Here is a 16,588-nt window from a genome sequence, read left to right as displayed (position 1 = left end):
TGACACATCTCCGTTAAATCGTTGTCCAGAGGCCCGTTCCGTCCGAGTATCTCGGTTCGGAGCGGGCCCTTTGCGTTTATGCGTGGCGCCCAGCAGTGGCGTTCGCTTCGTGCTCAGCACCAACACAAGCCCCTCCCCGTCGATTACTCCACAGGGCAGCGTCCTCCTCCGTGCCCCCGTCCGGTGACTGCGCGGCGAATCCGTTCAGGAAGGTCTGGCCGAGCCCTCCTCAGGGCGCGATTCCCGCCGCCCGCCGGGCAAGAAGCTCATCCAACTGTGCGGCGAATCCGTCGGCCGCGTTGACGTACCCGATGTGGTCGCCGGGGAATTCGACGACCTCGGGTCCGAGTTCCTCGGCGAGGACGGTGTTCGGGCGGGCGGGGAAGGTGTCTTTCGAGTCGTGCCCGATGCCAAGCACGAGCTTGTCGACGGACTGCCGCAGGGCCGTGAAATCCGGTGCGTAGCGGATGTATTGGCGCAACTCGTGCTCCATCCAGAAGTGCATGTTCTGGTGGATTCGGGCGAGCAACGCCTCGGCGCTTTCCGGCGCCAGGTCCGCGGTCTGCGGAGCCTCCATCCGAAGCCCGATGCCCTCGGCGAAGGCGCCCATGGCCGACATCATGCCGTCGGTGCGGCTGGTGCGGTAAATGTTGTCGAAGAACGCCAACCAGGTGTCGGAGTCGGGCAGTAGCGTGGCCAGCGGTGGTTCGTGCGCCACCAGGGTCTGCACCAATTCGGGGTGCTTACTGAGCAGTTCGAGCGCCACGATCGCGCCTGAGCTGCTGCCGAGCACGTGGGCAGGTCGGTCGGCGAGGTGGGTGAGCAGCGCGGCGGCGTCGGCGGCGTCGGTGGCCAACCGGTCTTCGCAGGGTTCGGCGAGCGGACTGCGGGCGAAGCCGCGCCGATCGTAGGCGACCACCGTGTAGCGGTCGGCGAGCCGTTCGGCGAGCGCGTCGAACACGTCCGTGTCGCCGTTGGCGCCGGGGATCAACAGCAGCAGTGGTCCACCGCCGCGGATCTCGTAGTGGAGGGTGGCGCCGGGCACTTCGAGGGTGTGCTGGGTGGGGACATTCATGGGGAACGCTCCTGGGAGAAGGGACAGCTGCCGCAACGCCTCTCGGATCACGGGCAGCACGGGAACGGGCGGGTCGGCATCGACCCACCGATCGATGGCCACCTGTAGTGCTGCCGCGACAGCCCCCGCCATGATCTGCGGGAACATGTCGGTGCCGAGGTCGCGGCCGATGCGCTCGGCGATGGCTTCGGCGAGCGCCGCCTCGATCACGGCCTGCGCCTTGCGATACTCACCCTGTAGCGCGGGTGCACCGGTGATCAGCCGCACTCCTGCCGTCCAGGCGGGATCGGGTGTTTCGGCGTCGCGGAACTCGTCGAGCACGGCGTGGATGACCGCGGGCCACAATGCTTCCGTGCCCGGCCGCGCGCGCAGGTTGTCCGCGATCCGGCGGACCCGATCCACCGCCACCGAACAGACCGCCTCGTATTTGCTGGCGAAGTAGTTGTTGAACGTCCGCGGCGAAACACCCGCCGCCGCGGCAATGTCCTCGACCAGCATCTCATCCAACCCACGCTCGACCGCCAGCCGCAGCGCCGCCAAACCCAGCGCCTCCCGCGTAGCCAGCTTCTTACGCTCCCGCAGGCCGAGTACGAATGCCACGCTGCCAACAGTAGCGAAGTTGCGTGCCGCGCAAGATTGCGTGACCGGAAAGTTATGACTGCCAGGAAGTTCGGCGGAGCCCGTTATCGAACCCGTTCGCGGTGGACCTGATTCGCGCTACTCCACGCGGGCTCGGCTCAACCGGTCGCCAGCGCGCGGGCGACGGCGTCGGCGGGATCGGTGGCGGAAATCGCTGCCACCAGCGGGTTCCCCTCGGCGTCGAGTAATTGCCAGCCGCCGAGCGAAATCACAGGGATACCACCGCGGTGCCGGGCCAGGGCGAGTTCGGACAGCGTGCCCCATGACCCGCCGATGATGATCACCGCGTCCGCCGACTCCACCAGGATCGCATTGCGCGCCTCACCCATATTGGTGAACAACACCGCCGACAACCCCGCACACACCGCACCCCGATCGCTATCCGGCCGCACCCCGACCACGAGCCCACCCGCACTCGCCGCCCCCTCGGCCACCGCCGCCATCACACCACCCCCGCCCCCGCACAGCACCGTCACCCCGGCCTCCGCCAACAGCCGCCCAACCATCCGCGCCTGCTCACCCTCGACCACCCCGCACTCACTCGGCCCACACACCGCAACTTGCCGCACCGCCACCTCCTAGGTTCCGATCGAGCCCGCCGTGCGGGACATGAGCGAGTAGTTACTCGACCTTTGCCACGACCATGTCCCGCTCGGCAAGTATCGGTGGGTGCGTCCGGGCGAGCGCTGCCGGTCTGATCAGAGTGCCCGCGCCCGGCTGGCTTCGGAGTGCCCGGACCCAAGCCTGGCTTACGGCGAGACGATAGCCAGTTGACGCGACTGCGCGACCAAAGTCCCTGTGCTGTCCCAGATTTCGAACTCTTCCTCATGGAAGCCGTCGATCAGGTAGTTGGTGGACACGCGGCAGGCCAACCAACCCGGCGCCGGACGGTGGCGAACGTGGACGGTCAATTCGATGGTGGACGAGCCCGAGACGCCGAGCTCGAAAATGATCGGGGCGGCGGCGTCGACGAGGAGCGCGAGGGCGATCGGATCGGGGTCGCGGCCGTCGGCGAAGCGCATCCAGAACTCCGCGGCAGGGACGCCACCGGGGTTGCCGCGCCAGAAGCCCGGAACCTCCGCCATGCGGAACTCCACCCGCCGAGAAAGCTCAGGAGGTTCGCCGGGAAACCCGTCGGTGGGGTCGATGCACTGCTCCGGCGCGGGCAGGGCGGGTGGTTCGCCCCGGACGAGAGTCGGCCCGTCGGCTGCCGCGAGGTCGGTGAAAGTCGCCAGTACCCGGACAATTTCGCGATCATCCCGAAACAGGGACGCCTGCCCGGTCGCGGTGCGCCGCCCGATGCGAGCAACGTCGGTGCTGATCCGCGCCGGCCCGGGACTACCCGGCCGCAGGTAATGCGCCGACGCCGACAACAGATCCGGCTGCGGAAGTTCCCGCCGAAGCGCCTGCAAGCAGCTCGCCAGCATGTACCCGCCATTGACCGTGCCGATAAACGTCGACCACCGATCCGGCAACGTCAGCGCATACTCGTGCTCCCCAGCCGGATCACTCGCCGTATCCCCATCGAACAAGAAATCCGCGGTAGTAGTCATCCCTCACCCTCTCATCGACTCAACGCCTCATCCTCACCCATCCACCCCGCCCGGTCGAGCGGGACATGATCATGCGCCCACTCGGCCTTCGCCTCACCCACGTCCCGTCCGTCGACCCCCGGCCAACCCTGCCGGGTCGGCATCGACCTGCCCCCGTCGAGCGGGACATGACTGTGCGCCTACTCGACGTTTGCCTCAGTCACGTCCCGCCCGTGGACCCCATACGTCGAGCGGGACATGACTGTGCGCCTACTCGACGTTTGCCTCCGGCATGTCCCGCCCGTGGACCCCATACGTCGAGCGGGACATGACTGTGGGCCTACTCGACGTTTGCCTCCGGCATGTCCCGCCCGTGGACCCCATACGTCGAGCGGGACATGACTGTGGGCCTACTCGACGTTTGCCTCAGTCACGTCCCCTGCGTCGAACTCTGGCGAACTTGTCAGGTCGGCAATGGTCGTGAAGTCCGGCCTCTGGGCGGGATATCAGGGTGCATGGTGGGTTAGGTCATGGGATTCTTCCGATCGTTCCCACGATTGCCCGACACCGTCGCCGTGTCGATTACCTCCGGGGTAATCGTCGTGGCGCCGGGTTGTTCGTAGGATCGGGGAGTGAGTACGCAAACAGCCGGTGACCTGTTGCGACATTGGCGGCTCGAGCGCAGGCTCAGTCAATTGGAGTTGGCGGGGCGCGCGGAGACGTCAGCTCGGCATCTCAGTTTCATCGAGACCGGTCGCGCCACGCCGAGCCGGACCATGCTGGTTCACCTGAGCGAGCACCTGGAAATCCCACTGCGCGAACGCAATCGGCTGCTCCTGGCGGCGGGGTACGCACCCGCCTACGCCGAACCCGCCCTCGATACACCCGCCATGGACGCGGTCCGGAGCGCGATGCGGCAGATCCTCGTCGGCCATCAGCCCTATCCGGCGCTGGCTATCGACCAGAGCTGGAACATGATCGACGCCAACGCCGGTGTCGCGCTGCTGCTGCCCGACATCGACCCCGCCCTGCTGACTCCGCCCGCGAACGCCCTCCGGCTCAGCCTGCACCCCGACGGCATGGCGGGTCACATCGTCAACTTGGCGGAATGGCGCGGGCACGTGTTCGCGCGACTGTCCCGCCAGATCGAAGTCACCGGCTCGCCCGCGCTGATGGAGTTGCGCGACGAACTGCGCGCCTATCCCGGCGGCGAGATCGACCCCGCGCTACCCGAGCCCGACCAGTCCGTCGTCCCGCTGCGCCTGCTCCGCGACGGCCACGAATTGTCGTTCCTCAGCGTCACCACGGTCTTCGGCACGCCCATGAATGTGACCGTCGCCGAACTCGCCATCGAATCGTTCTTCCCCGCCGACGAGGAGACCATGAAGCGCCTCACCGCACCGGCCGCATGAACTTCAGCGACCACCTAGGCGCGCTTTTGGACACGCCCATCCGCGCCGTCACCGACCTCGGCGCGAGTCACGCGTGGACCCTGCACCGTGCCACCCTGGCCGACGGCCGCAACATTTTCGTGAAGGCCGCCGCCGAGCCAACTTCGGTCTTCGCAGCCGAAGCGGCGGGCCTACGCTGGCTCGCGTCCGTCGCAGGAGCGGGTGTCGATGGCAGTGGCTCGCGCGAGTCGGAGGGTGACGCTTCCGATGGGCTCGGCGCGGCAGTTGATGCCGCGGAGCAACGGAAGGCAACTTGTGGAGCCGCTGAAGCTGGTTCCGCTGCAACCGCTGGAGCCGCTGAAGCTGGTTTCGCTGCAACCGCTGGAGCCGTTGGAGCCGGTTCCGCTGGAGCCGCTGGAGCCGGTGCAACCGCTGGTGGCTCTGAAACCGCTGGTGGCGCTGACGCTGGTGGTGGCACTGATGGTGCTGCGGCTGTGGCGAAACTCCTCCCCGAAGTACTGGCCGCCGATGACCGGATGATCGTCTTGCCCTGGCTGGACGACAGCGGACCGACATCGACCACTGCCGACCGGTTCGGGCGCGAACTGGCCGCGCTGCACGCGAATTCGCCCGATATGTTCGGCGCACCCTGGCCCGGTTGGATCGCCGACCTGCCCCTGGACAACACACCCTCGCCCGGGCCGTGGGCGCAGTGGTACGCCGAACGCCGACTCGCGCCCTACCTGCCCGACGCCGCCACCCACCTGGGCCGGGACGGAATCCGCTTGCTGGAGCAGGTCATCGACCGTATCGACACCCTGGCGTGCCCACCGGAACCGCCTGCCCGCATCCACGGTGACCTCTGGTCCGGCAACATCGTCTGGACCGCTGACCGCGCCATGCTCATCGACCCCGCCGCCCATGGCGGGCACCGCGAAACCGACCTGGCCCTGCTGGCCCTCTTCGGTGCCCCGCACCTGGACCGCATCCGGGCCGCCTACCACGAATCCCACCCCCTCGCAGAGGGCTGGCGTACCCGCATCCCCCTCCACCAACTACACCACCTCCTCGTCCACGTAGTCCTCTTCGGCCCGACCTACCGCTCCCAAACCCTCGCCGCCGCCGAAGCCGCCCTCGCCAGCTAGCGGGTAGGTGGCGTCAACCGGTGCCGCGTCTGCTCAGCGGTTGGTTCGGGCGATGACTTTCTCGGCGAAGCGGGAGAGGTTGGCGATCTTCGTGTCGAGGGGTTCGGTGTCTTGTTCGAGGGTGTAGGGGAGGCGGAAGCCGACGATGACGTCGGTGACGCCCTTGTCTTCCAGCCGCTTGATGCCGTCGACGGTGAACCCGTCGAGTGAGATCACGTGGACCTCGAAATCCTCGCGGGTCCCGTATTCGGCGCGCAGCGTAGCCAATTCGGCCAGCAGCCGGTCGAGTTCGGCTCCGTCGCCGCCGGCGTGCATCCAGCCGTCGCCGCGTTGTGCCGCGCGTCGCAGGGCGGGCTTGCTGTGCCCGCCGATGAGGATCGGCACCGGTTGGGTGGGCACTGGGTTGATCTTGATCGGCGGAATGTCGTAGAACTCGCCGTGGAACTCGAAGTACCCGCCCGCGGTGAGCCCGCGCACGATGTCGATGCATTCGTCCATTCGTGCGCCGCGCTTGTCGAACGGCACGTCCATGATTTCGAAATCGTCCGGCCACGGACTGATCCCGACACCGAGCCCGAAGCGATTGCCACTCAATGCGGCCACCGAGGCGGTCTGTTTGGCGACCAGCACCGGTGGACGGATCGGCAACTTCAGCACGAACGGGGTGAACCGCAGCGTTGTGGTCACCGCCGCCATCGCCGCGCTCAGCACGAACGCTTCGATGAACGGCTTGTCCTCCAGGAACTCTCGGCTCCCGTCGGGGGTGTACGGGTACTTGGCGTCGGAGTCGCGCGGATAGGCGATGCTGTCCGCGACCGCCATCGTCGAGTACCCCGCCTCCTCGGCGGCACGGGCCAGTGGCAGGTAGTACGCCGGGTTGGTCATCGTCTCGGCATAGGTGAAGCGCATGTCAGTCGCCTTCCTGGCGCCGCGAGCGCAGCACCGCGTGCGCCCCGGCGCGGCGCCCGAAGAACGAGCCCCCACCGAGACAGGTTCCACTCGAATAACCGCCGCCGTCCTGCGCGATCTCGGATGCGCGAGCATCGGCCGCGTACAGCCCCCGAATCGTCGATCCGGCCGCCGCTGGGCCACCGCCCGCGGCGCCGGTGCGTTCCAGGATCAACACGCGAGCGCAAGCCGACACCGCACCGGGCGAGGGCGTCGGCGAATCGCCCGCCTCGGCCGCGCCGAGCGCCGCGTAGACACCGGCGATGCCGAAACCGGCGACCAGCACGTCCGCGGTGTCGTCCCACGCCAGCGGGCCCGAATCCAGTTCGGGGACTTCGGTTCCTACCGCCATGGGTTGGCGAAACCTTCCGGGATCAACGCGTCGAACATCGCCTTCATGTCGTCGGACAGTCGCATGAGCTCGATGTAGGACCCGATCGGCCCGCCGTCGAGGTAGGCGAACTCCATCCCGATGTCCACGAACTTTCCCTGTGCCACCACCTCGATACCCGCAGCACGCGCCTCGTCGAGTGCCCGGTCGTAGTCCTCGGGCACCCACGCCACATGATGCGGTCCGGGTCCCACTCGTTCGAAATGTTCGGCATACAAACTGTTCCCACCCCGCGGTTCGATCAGCTCCAACTGCTGCCCGCCCGCATACCCCAACCCCACCGTGATCGTGTAATCAGCTGGCACACCCCGCAATTCGCCCACTTCCGGCCCGAAGTGCACGTCCGGCATCGTGATCCACTTCGCCACCCCGTATCGCTCGGTGGACTGCCGCTGCGCCGCGCCCATATCGCGCACCACCCAGCACAGCTGAAAGATCGGCCCGCCCGCGATCATCGACTGCCCGCGCGACGTTCGGGCACTCCGCGCGCCGTTACCGGCCGCGGATGCCGGTGCGGCGACGCGGCGATTGCCCTGTGCCGCAACGGTTCGGGCGGTACCGCACCCATCGCCTGACTTCCCACGCCTTCAACTAAACACGTGTGCTTAACTCCGTCAAGGCTTGGGTTTAGTACAGTTCAGTCATGCTCATCGCCGATTCGCGCGCGTCCCTGCTCGACGCGGGGGAGCGACTCATCGCCGAACGGGGAGTCGACGTACCGCTGCGGGAGATCGCCGCGGCAGCGGGCCAGCGCAACAACTCCGCGGTGCACTACTACTTCGACTCCCGCCACGGCCTGATCGAAGCCATCGTCGAGCGCCGGATGAACTGGCTCGAAGAACGCCGCATGCACCTACTCGCCACCCACGAGGCCGACGGCACCGCCCACGACATCAACACCCTGGTCGCCATGCTCGTCGCCCCGAGCCTCGAACTCATCACCCAGGACGAGGTCACCCACTACGGCCGCTTCCTGGAAGTCATCCGCGCACACCCCGTCGTCGCCGACCCCCGCCGCCTCGCGGGCGCCGACCGCGCCGCCGTGCGCATCATCACCACCCGCCTCGCCGCCGCTCTACCCCACCTCCCACCGCGCAGCCGCCGCCAACGCCTGGAAACCATGGCCACCGTCCTGTTCGCCCTCATCGCCGACTACGAGCGCGGCCTCGAAGCGGGCATCCGCAAACCCCACCCCGACGACGCCGCCGAGATCACCGACATGATCGTCGCCATGCTCACCGTGCCCACCACCCGTCGCCGCTGACCGCAGGGCCCGCACGCAGCTCGTTCCGGGGAAGGGCACTACCGCCTGCATGCTCGGGCGACAGGCAGCGGAAGAGAAGCTTGCGGATTCGTTCCCCTGTCACTGGGTCGCCGCCGCGGGTTCCGGTGATGGGCACCGGCCGCACAGCACCCGCCTCGACGTCCTGCGACCCGACATCCTGGTGCGTCGTCCGGAACGGCGCGTTCCCTGGGATACGGTCGCGGGGTGGAACTCCTAGGTATTCATCACGTGGCGGTCATCGCCTCCGACTATGTGCGATCCAAGCGGTTCTACACCGAGACCCTCGGGCTCGCGGTGATCGCCGAGCAGTACCGGGCCGAACGCCGCTCCTACAAGCTGGACCTGGCCATCCCGGGTGGCAGCCGGATCGAACTGTTCTCCTTCCCCGACCCGCCCGACCGCGCCAGCTGGCCGGAGGCGGCGGGCCTACGGCACCTCGCGTTCGCCGTCCGCGACGTCGCCGCGACCCTGGACGAGCTGGCCGCCAAGGGTGTCCGCACCGAGGAACTGCGGGTCGACGAGGTCACCGGCAAGCGGATGGCGTTCTTCTTCGACCCCGACGAGTTGCCCCTCGAACTCTACGAAGTCTGATTCATCCCCCGCGACCGCCGCGCCAATTCGACTGTCGCCGACCGCAATTCGTCGATCGAATCGATCGGCGTGACATAACCCACCCGGGTCCGCGCCACCCCGCGCGGCGTCACCACCCGCAAGTCCAACCCATACCGGTCGGCGCGCTCACAGCTCGCCTCGGTCGCGTCCGGGTACCCGCCCAACGCCTGCGCCATCGTCAACAACGCGGCGGCATGATCCTCGTTCAGGTGCGCGATGGCACCCGCCGCCACCGGCACGATCGGATCCGGCGTCGTCTGCGCATACTGCTCCGCAGTCGCCGAATCCATCCGCCCGTACCCGCCGACCCACCGAACTCGCCGCACCCGCAACACCCACACCGAGAAATCGCTGTAGTCGATGTAATGCTTGGCCGCGGGCACCGCCGCCAGATGCGCCTCCCGCGCCGCCGCCGCCTCCACACCCACCGGTTGCTCGACCACACCGGCCAGCGTGATCCTGGTACCCGCCAGCGGATCCGCGGGCAGGTCGGGCGCGACGATCGCGAGACTGGCCCGCGGATCGGCGGCCAGGTTCCGGCCGTGCTCGGCCATCCGGGAGACACACAGCACCGGCTGCCCGTCCAACAGCCCGTACGTCACGAACGACGCCCACGGCGTCCCGTCCTCGCTCAAACTCGCCAGCGTCGCGGTATTCGTCGACGCGGCAACCGTTCTCGCCTCCTCGGCGGCGGACGGCCGCGCCGGATTCGCCACCGGCGCGGTCGGCTGCGGAATCGAAGGGGCGTCGCCCGGGTCACCGTGGTCGAGAGTCATACCGTCCATCCTCTCCTGCCCCTCCGACACAATGACAGCGGGTGCCGCCACCGAGCGAACTTTCTCCAGCGTGCCACGCCGAATCGCGATGCGCGTCGCGGTCAATGGATCGGATTGACCGAGCGGAACGCGCCCGAATAGACCAGACTTGCCGGGTGACCCGATATGCATTCGACGCCGACCGCAACGTGCTCGTCGCCACCTGGCCGAGCGGCCGCGGTGACCTCGCGCAGACGGTTGCCGTACTCCCCCCGACGGTAACCCATGACCAGGCAACAAGTCTGGCGTCGCACCTGACCACGCTGTCGCGGTTCCAATGGCGCACCTACACCCATCCGGCCAGTGCGGCGGGCGACCCCGACATCCCCAACAGCGAGGCCTGGCGCCGCGCCGAGGAACGCCGCAACTTCAAGGAAGTCGAGGCCGGTATCCACGCCCCCAACCTGCCCTCCGAAGAAGGACTGGTTGTCTCCTACAGTGGCGTCGTCGAATCCGCGCACCGCCTCGGCCGCACCCTGCACGAGATCGACGACCCCACCCTCCGCGACGCCATCGCCGCCGAGGTGAGCGCCGAACAGGCCGCCATCGAATCGGCCGAACGCGGCGACCTGTCCGATCGCGCCCGCCAAGCCGTCGAACTGTCCCGCCCCGACGTGTCCCCGGCACAGGTACAGGCCGCCGACGACCTGCTGCGCGCCGACCCACTCGGCTCCGTCGAACTGTTCACCGAACTCGACCCAGCCTCCGCCGCGGTCGCCGCCGCGCACTGGCTGCTCGCCGCCGCCGAGGTCGCCGGTGAAATGGCGGGCGTGCCATGCACCGACGTGGTCGTCGAAGCCGACGACATCGAAGCACTGCAAGTGGAGACACCCACCCTGGTGCTCGAGCGACTCGACGCGGGGGAGAGCCCCACCGAAGTAGTCGTCGACCTGATCGCCGAAGCCATGGCCGTGCACGAAGGCCGAGTGCCCGCCCCGTGGGCCGTCGTCGCCCGGGTCGCCGAAATCGAAGAGCAGGCCCGCAAATTCGAGGTCGACGCCGACACCCGCGCGGCCATGCTCGCCGGGTTCCGAATCAGCCGCCTCGACCCGTCCCGTCCCGCCCTCGACCTTCTCGAAGACCTCCTCGACGGCATCCGCGGCTGCCTACTCCTCTACGCAGCCCACACCGATGACGACGCCGACGTCGAAACCCTCTTCACCGCCGACGTCCGCTTAGAAGCCGACGCCGACCCCGAACACCTCCTCTGAGCCCACCGCCCGTCGCCTATCGGCCGATGCCCGGCGATCGGACGGTCGAGTGGCACATGACTGCGGCGAAACGCACCGGGGCCCGCCAGGGTGCACAACTGCCCTCCAGGGTGTGCCACTCTCGGGCCGGGGCGGGTTACCGAGTTGCGCGTTCGGCGGCGTTTTCGGGGGCCGTGCTGAGCCAGCGGCGGAGGCCTTCGTAGACCGCGTGGTGGTTCAGGAGGGTGAAGTGGTTGGCGGCGGGGACGTGTAGGCCGTTCGAGTCATCGAAACCGATGCGGCGGGCCCGGTTTCGGCCCGCGGCGCTGGGGGTGAGGACCAAGCCGTCGCCGACGATCCGGCCGAGGGGGTGGCGGGGGCTACGGGTCACGCACGCGGTGACGAAGTAGTGCGCGGCGCCGTCGAGCAGGGGAACCTCGCGAATGGCCCGGCGACTCAACGCGTCCGTGTCCACGCCGCGCCAGTCCTCGTCCACGAGCGAACCCTGCCGCAGATCACGGATTCCCGCGCTGCGCCGACGCAACAGCCGACCGAACGGCCGGGTCTCGGGCACCCGCACCAGAGCAGCGGACGCATAGTGGACGAACTGCTCGAGCGGCGCACCGAGATGCGGCGAACCGAGGCACACGAGATGCCGAACCCGGCCCACCCAAGCCCGCTTGGACTCGCACGCGTCGAAACACGCGCCCCGGGCGATCAACCCGCCCATCGAATGCCCGACCAACGACAACTGCTCGACCTCGACCGGCCAATGCTCGACCACCCGCTCCAGCAGCTCACTCAACTGACGAGCATTCTCCGAAATGTGGAGTCCGCTGTTGTACCGAACCTGCAGAGTGCTGTATCCGAGATCCTGCTCGATCCCTTCGGCGTAACTCGTTCGGCCCCCGAACCGCCACGCATGCTCGGTCTCCACCAACCCGTGCAGGAAGACCACCACCTGCGGACTCGGTTGCGCCACATAGTTTCCGATCTGCTCGGGCGGCACCGGCTCCCCATCCACCCGCAACGTCATCGGCCCGGCCAGAATGGGTCGCGACTCCTCGAGGTCATCGCCGATCAATCCCTGCAACGCGCCGAGGAAACCCGCGCCGAACACCGTCCTCGACGGCACCTCCGCACCGGGCAGATCCACCGTCCGCTCGGCCAGCTTGCCCGCCACCACCGCCGTCTCGCGCACCACCCGGTACACACCGTCGGTGATCGCATCGTGCACCAACTCCACCGGCGCCACGGCCGGGCCGACTCCGAACCGCACCGCCGCGAAGACCCGATCGGCGATCGCCCGGTGCACCGCCCCGATCCCACCCACCGCACCACCGAGCTCGTCGCCCGCCAACCGGGCGAGCGCCCGGACTTCGGCCCGCCGCTGGTGCGTCTGCTCGCTCATTCTTTCAGTGTACAATCGTGCACTGAAATCGTCTCGTCGACGCAAATCCGTTGTGGCCCTCTGCGGTACCCGCCGAGTCAGGGGATCCGGCTCACTCCCACCGCCGACTCGGTGAGACTGCCCAAATACAAAGTGCCAGCGCGCTCCACGACGCCGGTAACCATCGCGAAGTTCGTCCCCTCGGTCTGCAGGTCGTGCACCACCTTGCCGTCGAAATCGACCGCCAGCACCCAGACGGTCTTCGCCGGTTTCGGCTGCACCCACTCGGGCAGCGCCCACACGATGCGACGCAGGATGCCGGGGAGCGGAAGTAGTCGGTCCAGCAACGGGTTTCGGGCGGCAGGCAGAGTAATCCAGACGAGCCCATCGCTGCCGAGGCCCAGATTGTCCGGGAAGCCGGGCAGATTCTCGATGAGGTAGTCGCGGGTGCCCGCCTTCGGACCCGTGAGCCAGTAGCGCGACAGCCGGTACGCACCGGTCTCGGCGACGATCACGCAGGAGCGGTCGGGAGCGAGCACCAGGCCGTTGGCGAAATAGAGGTTGTCGAGCAAGGTTTCGACATTGCCGGACGGATCGCGGCGGAACAACCTGCCGGTTCCCGAATGCTCGAGCATGTCGCCCATGTACTCACTCAACGGATACCGGCTCGATGACGAGGTGAAGTAGATGGTGCCCTCGTCGTCGCGAACGACATTGCTGGCGAAGGGGAGTGGCGCGCCGTCGACCTCGTCGACGAGCACCTCGAGTTCGCCACCCGGCTTCAATTCGAGCAGGCCGCGGTCGAAATCGCAGATCAAGATCGTGCCGTCGGGGTCGGCGTGCAGTCCCAGCGGCCGTCCGCCGGTATTCGCGAGCCTGCGTACGTCGCCGTCGGAGGGGTCGATGCTGAGGATCGATCCGTCCTCGATCCCGGCGATCACCCGTCCGTCGGGTCCGAGCACGACATCCTCCGGACCGGCACCCGGCAACTCCAGTCGGGTGAGGTCCGGAAGAGGTGGCGTACTACGCGACCGGCGCGCCCGCGACGAAGCGGGAGGGGGTGTCCAGCGTTGCGGGTTCATCGTCGATGCGAGCACGCCTCAGGGTAGCTCCGGGGTAGGGGACTGCCCGCCGGAATCGCGCGGGGAGGGGAGAGGGCTGCGTAGGGAGGCCGGTAGGGGAATGCGCAGTGTCCGAACGTGAATCAGACGTGGCGCCTCGAGGGCCACGGACTGCGGATATCGCGTCCATGGGCGATGCAGATCAGGAAAATAATATGTTGATACGTAGATATACGCATCTACGCATTTGGAACTCATCCAACTGGAACCTCCCGACAGTCACTAGTTCCGACAAAAAACGCATAGACGCCGGGGGCTACCCAACAGAAACCGGGGCAGCACCCGCGCCAACCATCCGCGTAAGCGCTGAACGGGACATGGCCGCGGCATTTCACGAGTAGGACCGCCACCATGTCCCGTTGATCATGCGGCTACGGCTGATGGGTGATCGAGTACCAGAGGACCGCGAGGGTGCCGATGACGAATAGCGGTGAGAGGATCCACGTTTCGAACTTGTTCCCGGTTCGGTCGATGATCGGCACACTGGTGCGCAGGTTGAACGGCCAGAACAGGCGGCAGCCGCGGTCGGTGAGGCAGTCGCCGAGCAGGTGCACCAGTGCGCCGAGGCCGACGGAGAACGGCAGCCAGACCGGCTTGTCCGAGATCCAATGGTCCATCGCGAAAGTTCCCGCGACTGCGAGGACGACGATGGTGCCCCAGGCCTTGAACCCGTCACCCGGCGGGCACAGGTGCAGTGCCCGCACGGCCAGCGCCAGGAGGAAGAACACCAGCCCGAGAGTGAACCACCGCCCGATCCAATGCTCGCCCGCCCACGTGCCGTAGGAGACGGCGGCAACAAAAGCGAAGGAGTGGGTGGCATGGCGGTGTCCGCCCGAGATCCACGAGATCAACTTGCAGAGGTAATACGAGATGGGACCGAGCACATGCGCGATCGTTCCGTTGGGGTGGTCGGCGTCCGGGAGCAACGCGGCGCCCGCGGTGAGGAATGTCCCGAGCAGCAGATCGACCGGGCCGAGATGTCCTGTCGCGCCTTGAATCGTGGGGTACGTCAAGATCGTGACGGGCAGCGCCGCTGCCGCCCCTGACCAGGCCAAAGCGCCACTGGTCGCATGTGAATGTCCAAGCACCGGTTGAAGGTTAGTTCACCTCAGCATCTTTCAGCGAATGCCGGTTCAGTGATCGCGACCAGCGGCGATTCAGCTCACAAATTCACTGGCACAGGGCGATAGCCTTGCCGGTATGGCACGTGATGAGCGCGGAGTTACCGCCCAGAGCGCAGACTTCTCCACCTGGTACAACGAGCTGGTCCTCGCGGCCGGTCTCGTCGACCGGGGTCCGGCCAAGGGCACCATGGTGATTCGACCGTACGGGTACCGGATCTGGGAGCTACTGCAGGCCGAACTGGACCGCCGGATCAAGGAGACCGGGCACGAGAACGCCTACTTCCCGCTGCTGATTCCGCAGAGCTACCTCGAACGCGAAGCCGATCACGTCGAGGGATTCGCCCCGGAACTGGCGGTGGTCACCCATGCCGGCGGCAAGGACCTCGAAGAGCCACTGGTGGTGCGGCCCACGTCGGAGACGATCATCGGCGAGATGATGGCGAAGTGGATCTCCTCGCACCGCGATCTGCCGATGTTGCTCAACCAGTGGGCCAACGTCGTCCGCTGGGAGATGCGCCCCCGAATGTTCCTGCGCACCACAGAATTCCTGTGGCAGGAGGGCCACACTGCGCACGCCGACGAACCGCAGGCGCGGGCGGAGATGGAGTTGGCGCTCGACATCTACGCCACGGTCGCCCGGGAATGGGCGGCCATGCCGGTCGTGCCGGGGGAGAAGACCCCGGGTGAACGGTTCGCCGGTGCGGTCGAGACGATCACCATCGAGTCGATGATGCGCGACGGCAAGGCGTTGCAAGCGGGGACCTCGCACTATATGGGCACCAACTTCGCGCAGGCGTTCGGCATCCGCTATGCCGCCGCGGACGGCCGGGACACGTTGTGCCACACGACCTCATGGGGGATGAGCACCCGCATGCTCGGTGGCATCGTGATGACCCACGGCGACGAGCGCGGCCTGGTGCTACCCCCGAGGCTGGCACCGCACCAGGTGGTGATCGTGCCGATCATGCGCGGCGACACCGCCGCAACGGTGGTGGCCGCCGCCACCGAGCTGGCTGGAAAGCTGCGTGCGGCGGGCATTCGCGTGCACGTCGACGATCGCGACCAGACGCCAGGCTGGAAATTCAACGAGTGGGAAATGCGTGGCGTCCCGATCCGTATCGAGTTGGGGCCGCGCGATCTCGCCGCGGGCACCGCAGTGCTGGTGCGCCGACTCGGCGATGAGGGCAAGCAGACGGTGGAGCTGGCGAGCCTGCCTGCGACCGTGCCGGACATCCTCGAAGCCTTTCAGGCCTATTTGCTGCAGCGGGCCACCGACTTTCGGGACGAACACACCCGCACAGTCGACGACTGGGCGTCGTTCGAGACCGCTGTCGCCGCGGGGTGGGCGCTGGCATTGCACTGCGGACAGCCCAGCTGTGAGGACAACATCAAGGCGCTCACCGCGGCAACCCCGCGCTGTGTGCCGTTGACCGGGACTGCCGAAAGTGGACAGTGCGTGCGCTGTGCCGCACCGGCGGCCTACGGCAAGCGGCTGATCTTCTCTCGCGCTTACTGATTCGTGTGGGTCGGCTTCGGTCGAGGCTGGCCCACACGGTCCAAGAGGCAATCGGTGGATCTGTTCGCCAATCGGGGCGAGGGGAGGGGATAAGTCGATATGGAAGGGCGACAGGATGTTCGGTTGGGGGAGGGCGGCTGCGCTGTCGTGCAGGATCTGGCGATGGGGAGGCAGGCCACGGCTGCGAGGCAGTGTCATGCTTTGCGGTTGCGCACCGATGGAATGGATTGGCAAGCATTTAGATAATAAAGCATCTGGTTACGTACATGTGCGTATATATGAATATAGATCCTATAAGCACACACCACTCCACCCATCAGGTCCATCCAAAAACAGCAAGGATTGGCCGGGCACCCAGGTAAGTCGTGGCCCGGTGGCGGCGACGAGTATGTATGACCGATTTCCTGCCTGGTC

At 67.3% G+C, this 16,588-nt stretch carries 16 protein-coding genes and 1 pseudogene; 7 read left to right on the top strand and 10 right to left on the bottom strand.

Annotation, left to right across the window (positions count from 1 at the left end; all coding sequences use genetic code 11):
- Positions 1-229: 229 nt before the first annotated feature.
- From ACFK0J_RS20795 to ACFK0J_RS20785, 3 genes are all read right to left on the bottom strand, one after another.
- Positions 230-1,675, bottom strand: a complete 1,446-nt coding sequence (locus ACFK0J_RS20795) for an alpha/beta fold hydrolase (protein ID WP_378729691.1) — start codon at positions 1,673-1,675, stop codon at positions 230-232.
- 137 nt (positions 1,676-1,812) lie between these two features.
- The gene (locus ACFK0J_RS20790; RefSeq protein WP_378729689.1) at positions 1,813-2,283 is read right to left on the bottom strand and encodes an LOG family protein; all 471 of its coding nucleotides are present in this window, start codon (positions 2,281-2,283) and stop codon (positions 1,813-1,815) included.
- A 180-nt stretch (positions 2,284-2,463) separates the two neighbouring features.
- Entirely contained in the window at positions 2,464-3,267 is an 804-nt protein-coding gene (locus tag ACFK0J_RS20785) for a thioesterase family protein (RefSeq protein WP_378729687.1), read from the bottom strand.
- A 611-nt stretch (positions 3,268-3,878) separates the two neighbouring features.
- Here ACFK0J_RS20785 and ACFK0J_RS20780 point away from each other — a divergent pair.
- The 3 genes from ACFK0J_RS20780 to ACFK0J_RS20770 all read left to right on the top strand — a co-directional run bounded on the left by ACFK0J_RS20780 (position 3,879) and on the right by ACFK0J_RS20770 (position 5,782).
- Positions 3,879-4,658 carry a helix-turn-helix domain-containing protein gene (locus ACFK0J_RS20780; RefSeq protein ID WP_378729685.1) on the top strand — a complete coding sequence of 260 codons (780 nt, stop codon included), beginning with the start codon at positions 3,879-3,881 and terminating at the stop codon, positions 4,656-4,658.
- Between the two features lie 294 nt (positions 4,659-4,952).
- Positions 4,953-5,177 (top strand): hypothetical protein, encoded by a 225-nt coding sequence (locus tag ACFK0J_RS20775; RefSeq protein ID WP_378729683.1) that lies wholly within the window; start codon positions 4,953-4,955, stop codon positions 5,175-5,177.
- Complete coding sequence (locus ACFK0J_RS20770) at positions 5,132-5,782, top strand: fructosamine kinase family protein (RefSeq protein ID WP_378729681.1); 651 nt, start codon at positions 5,132-5,134, stop codon at positions 5,780-5,782. Before ACFK0J_RS20775 ends, ACFK0J_RS20770 begins: the two co-directional genes overlap by 46 nt.
- A gap of 33 nt (positions 5,783-5,815) precedes the next feature.
- On the opposite strand, the gene ACFK0J_RS20765 is transcribed toward ACFK0J_RS20770, so the two are convergent.
- The 3 genes and pseudogenes from ACFK0J_RS20765 to ACFK0J_RS20755 form a co-directional block, all read right to left on the bottom strand.
- On the bottom strand, positions 5,816-6,691 hold the full coding sequence (locus ACFK0J_RS20765) for a TIGR03619 family F420-dependent LLM class oxidoreductase (protein WP_378729680.1): 876 nt from the start codon (positions 6,689-6,691) through the stop codon (positions 5,816-5,818).
- Position 6,692: 1 nt separating this feature from the next.
- Positions 6,693-6,857, bottom strand: a pseudogene (locus ACFK0J_RS20760) (FAD-binding protein); the annotation flags it as partial.
- Between the two features lie 215 nt (positions 6,858-7,072).
- A complete protein-coding gene (locus ACFK0J_RS20755) occupies positions 7,073-7,576 on the bottom strand; it encodes a VOC family protein (protein WP_378729678.1) in 504 nt (167 codons plus the stop codon).
- A gap of 188 nt (positions 7,577-7,764) precedes the next feature.
- Here ACFK0J_RS20755 and ACFK0J_RS20750 point away from each other — a divergent pair, with 188 nt between their 5' ends.
- The gene (locus tag ACFK0J_RS20750; protein WP_378729676.1) at positions 7,765-8,385 is read left to right on the top strand and encodes a helix-turn-helix domain-containing protein; all 621 of its coding nucleotides are present in this window, start codon (positions 7,765-7,767) and stop codon (positions 8,383-8,385) included.
- A 225-nt stretch (positions 8,386-8,610) separates the two neighbouring features.
- Entirely contained in the window at positions 8,611-8,997 is a 387-nt protein-coding gene (locus ACFK0J_RS20745; RefSeq protein ID WP_378729674.1) for a VOC family protein, read from the top strand.
- Here the strand turns inward: ACFK0J_RS20745 and ACFK0J_RS20740 are convergent.
- Entirely contained in the window at positions 8,985-9,794 is an 810-nt protein-coding gene (locus ACFK0J_RS20740; protein ID WP_378729672.1) for a HugZ family protein, read from the bottom strand. The two genes, ACFK0J_RS20745 and ACFK0J_RS20740, sit on opposite strands and share 13 nt — an antisense overlap.
- 155 nt (positions 9,795-9,949) lie before the next feature.
- Between ACFK0J_RS20740 and ACFK0J_RS20735 the strand changes: the two genes are divergently transcribed.
- The gene (locus tag ACFK0J_RS20735; protein WP_378729670.1) at positions 9,950-11,044 is read left to right on the top strand and encodes a hypothetical protein; all 1,095 of its coding nucleotides are present in this window, start codon (positions 9,950-9,952) and stop codon (positions 11,042-11,044) included.
- Positions 11,045-11,180: 136 nt separating this feature from the next.
- On the opposite strand, the gene ACFK0J_RS20730 is transcribed toward ACFK0J_RS20735, so the two are convergent.
- The 3 genes from ACFK0J_RS20730 to ACFK0J_RS20720 form a co-directional block, all read right to left on the bottom strand.
- On the bottom strand, positions 11,181-12,434 hold the full coding sequence (locus ACFK0J_RS20730; RefSeq protein WP_378729668.1) for a lipase family alpha/beta hydrolase: 1,254 nt from the start codon (positions 12,432-12,434) through the stop codon (positions 11,181-11,183).
- 77 nt (positions 12,435-12,511) lie between these two features.
- Entirely contained in the window at positions 12,512-13,510 is a 999-nt protein-coding gene (locus tag ACFK0J_RS20725; RefSeq protein ID WP_378729666.1) for an SMP-30/gluconolactonase/LRE family protein, read from the bottom strand.
- Between the two features lie 395 nt (positions 13,511-13,905).
- A complete protein-coding gene (locus ACFK0J_RS20720; protein WP_378729664.1) occupies positions 13,906-14,622 on the bottom strand; it encodes a metal-dependent hydrolase in 717 nt (238 codons plus the stop codon).
- 112 nt (positions 14,623-14,734) lie between these two features.
- Here ACFK0J_RS20720 and proS point away from each other — a divergent pair, with 112 nt between their 5' ends.
- On the top strand, positions 14,735-16,174 hold the full coding sequence (gene proS, locus ACFK0J_RS20715; protein ID WP_378729662.1) for a proline--tRNA ligase: 1,440 nt from the start codon (positions 14,735-14,737) through the stop codon (positions 16,172-16,174).
- Positions 16,175-16,588 lie beyond the last annotated feature (414 nt).

It is taken from the genome of Nocardia brasiliensis (assembly GCF_042691675.1).
Taxonomy (GTDB): Bacteria; Actinomycetota; Actinomycetes; order Mycobacteriales; family Mycobacteriaceae; genus Nocardia; species Nocardia brasiliensis_D.
This window is presented reverse-complemented; position numbering and strand designations above follow the sequence as displayed.

What these genes read in the sequence shown, in the direction of transcription:
- ACFK0J_RS20785 (WP_378729687.1), bottom strand. Translation starts at nt 3,267, where the DNA reads ATGACTACTACCGCGGATTTCTTGTTCGATGGGGATACGGCGAGTGAT.
- ACFK0J_RS20765 (WP_378729680.1), bottom strand. Translation starts at nt 6,691, where the DNA reads ATGCGCTTCACCTATGCCGAGACGATGACCAACCCGGCGTACTACCTG.
- ACFK0J_RS20755 (WP_378729678.1), bottom strand. Translation starts at nt 7,576, where the DNA reads ATGATCGCGGGCGGGCCGATCTTTCAGCTGTGCTGGGTGGTGCGCGAT.
- ACFK0J_RS20750 (WP_378729676.1), top strand. Translation starts at nt 7,765, where the DNA reads ATGCTCATCGCCGATTCGCGCGCGTCCCTGCTCGACGCGGGGGAGCGA.
- ACFK0J_RS20740 (WP_378729672.1), bottom strand. Translation starts at nt 9,794, where the DNA reads ATGACTCTCGACCACGGTGACCCGGGCGACGCCCCTTCGATTCCGCAG.
- ACFK0J_RS20730 (WP_378729668.1), bottom strand. Translation starts at nt 12,434, where the DNA reads ATGAGCGAGCAGACGCACCAGCGGCGGGCCGAAGTCCGGGCGCTCGCC.
- proS (WP_378729662.1), top strand. Translation starts at nt 14,735, where the DNA reads ATGGCACGTGATGAGCGCGGAGTTACCGCCCAGAGCGCAGACTTCTCC.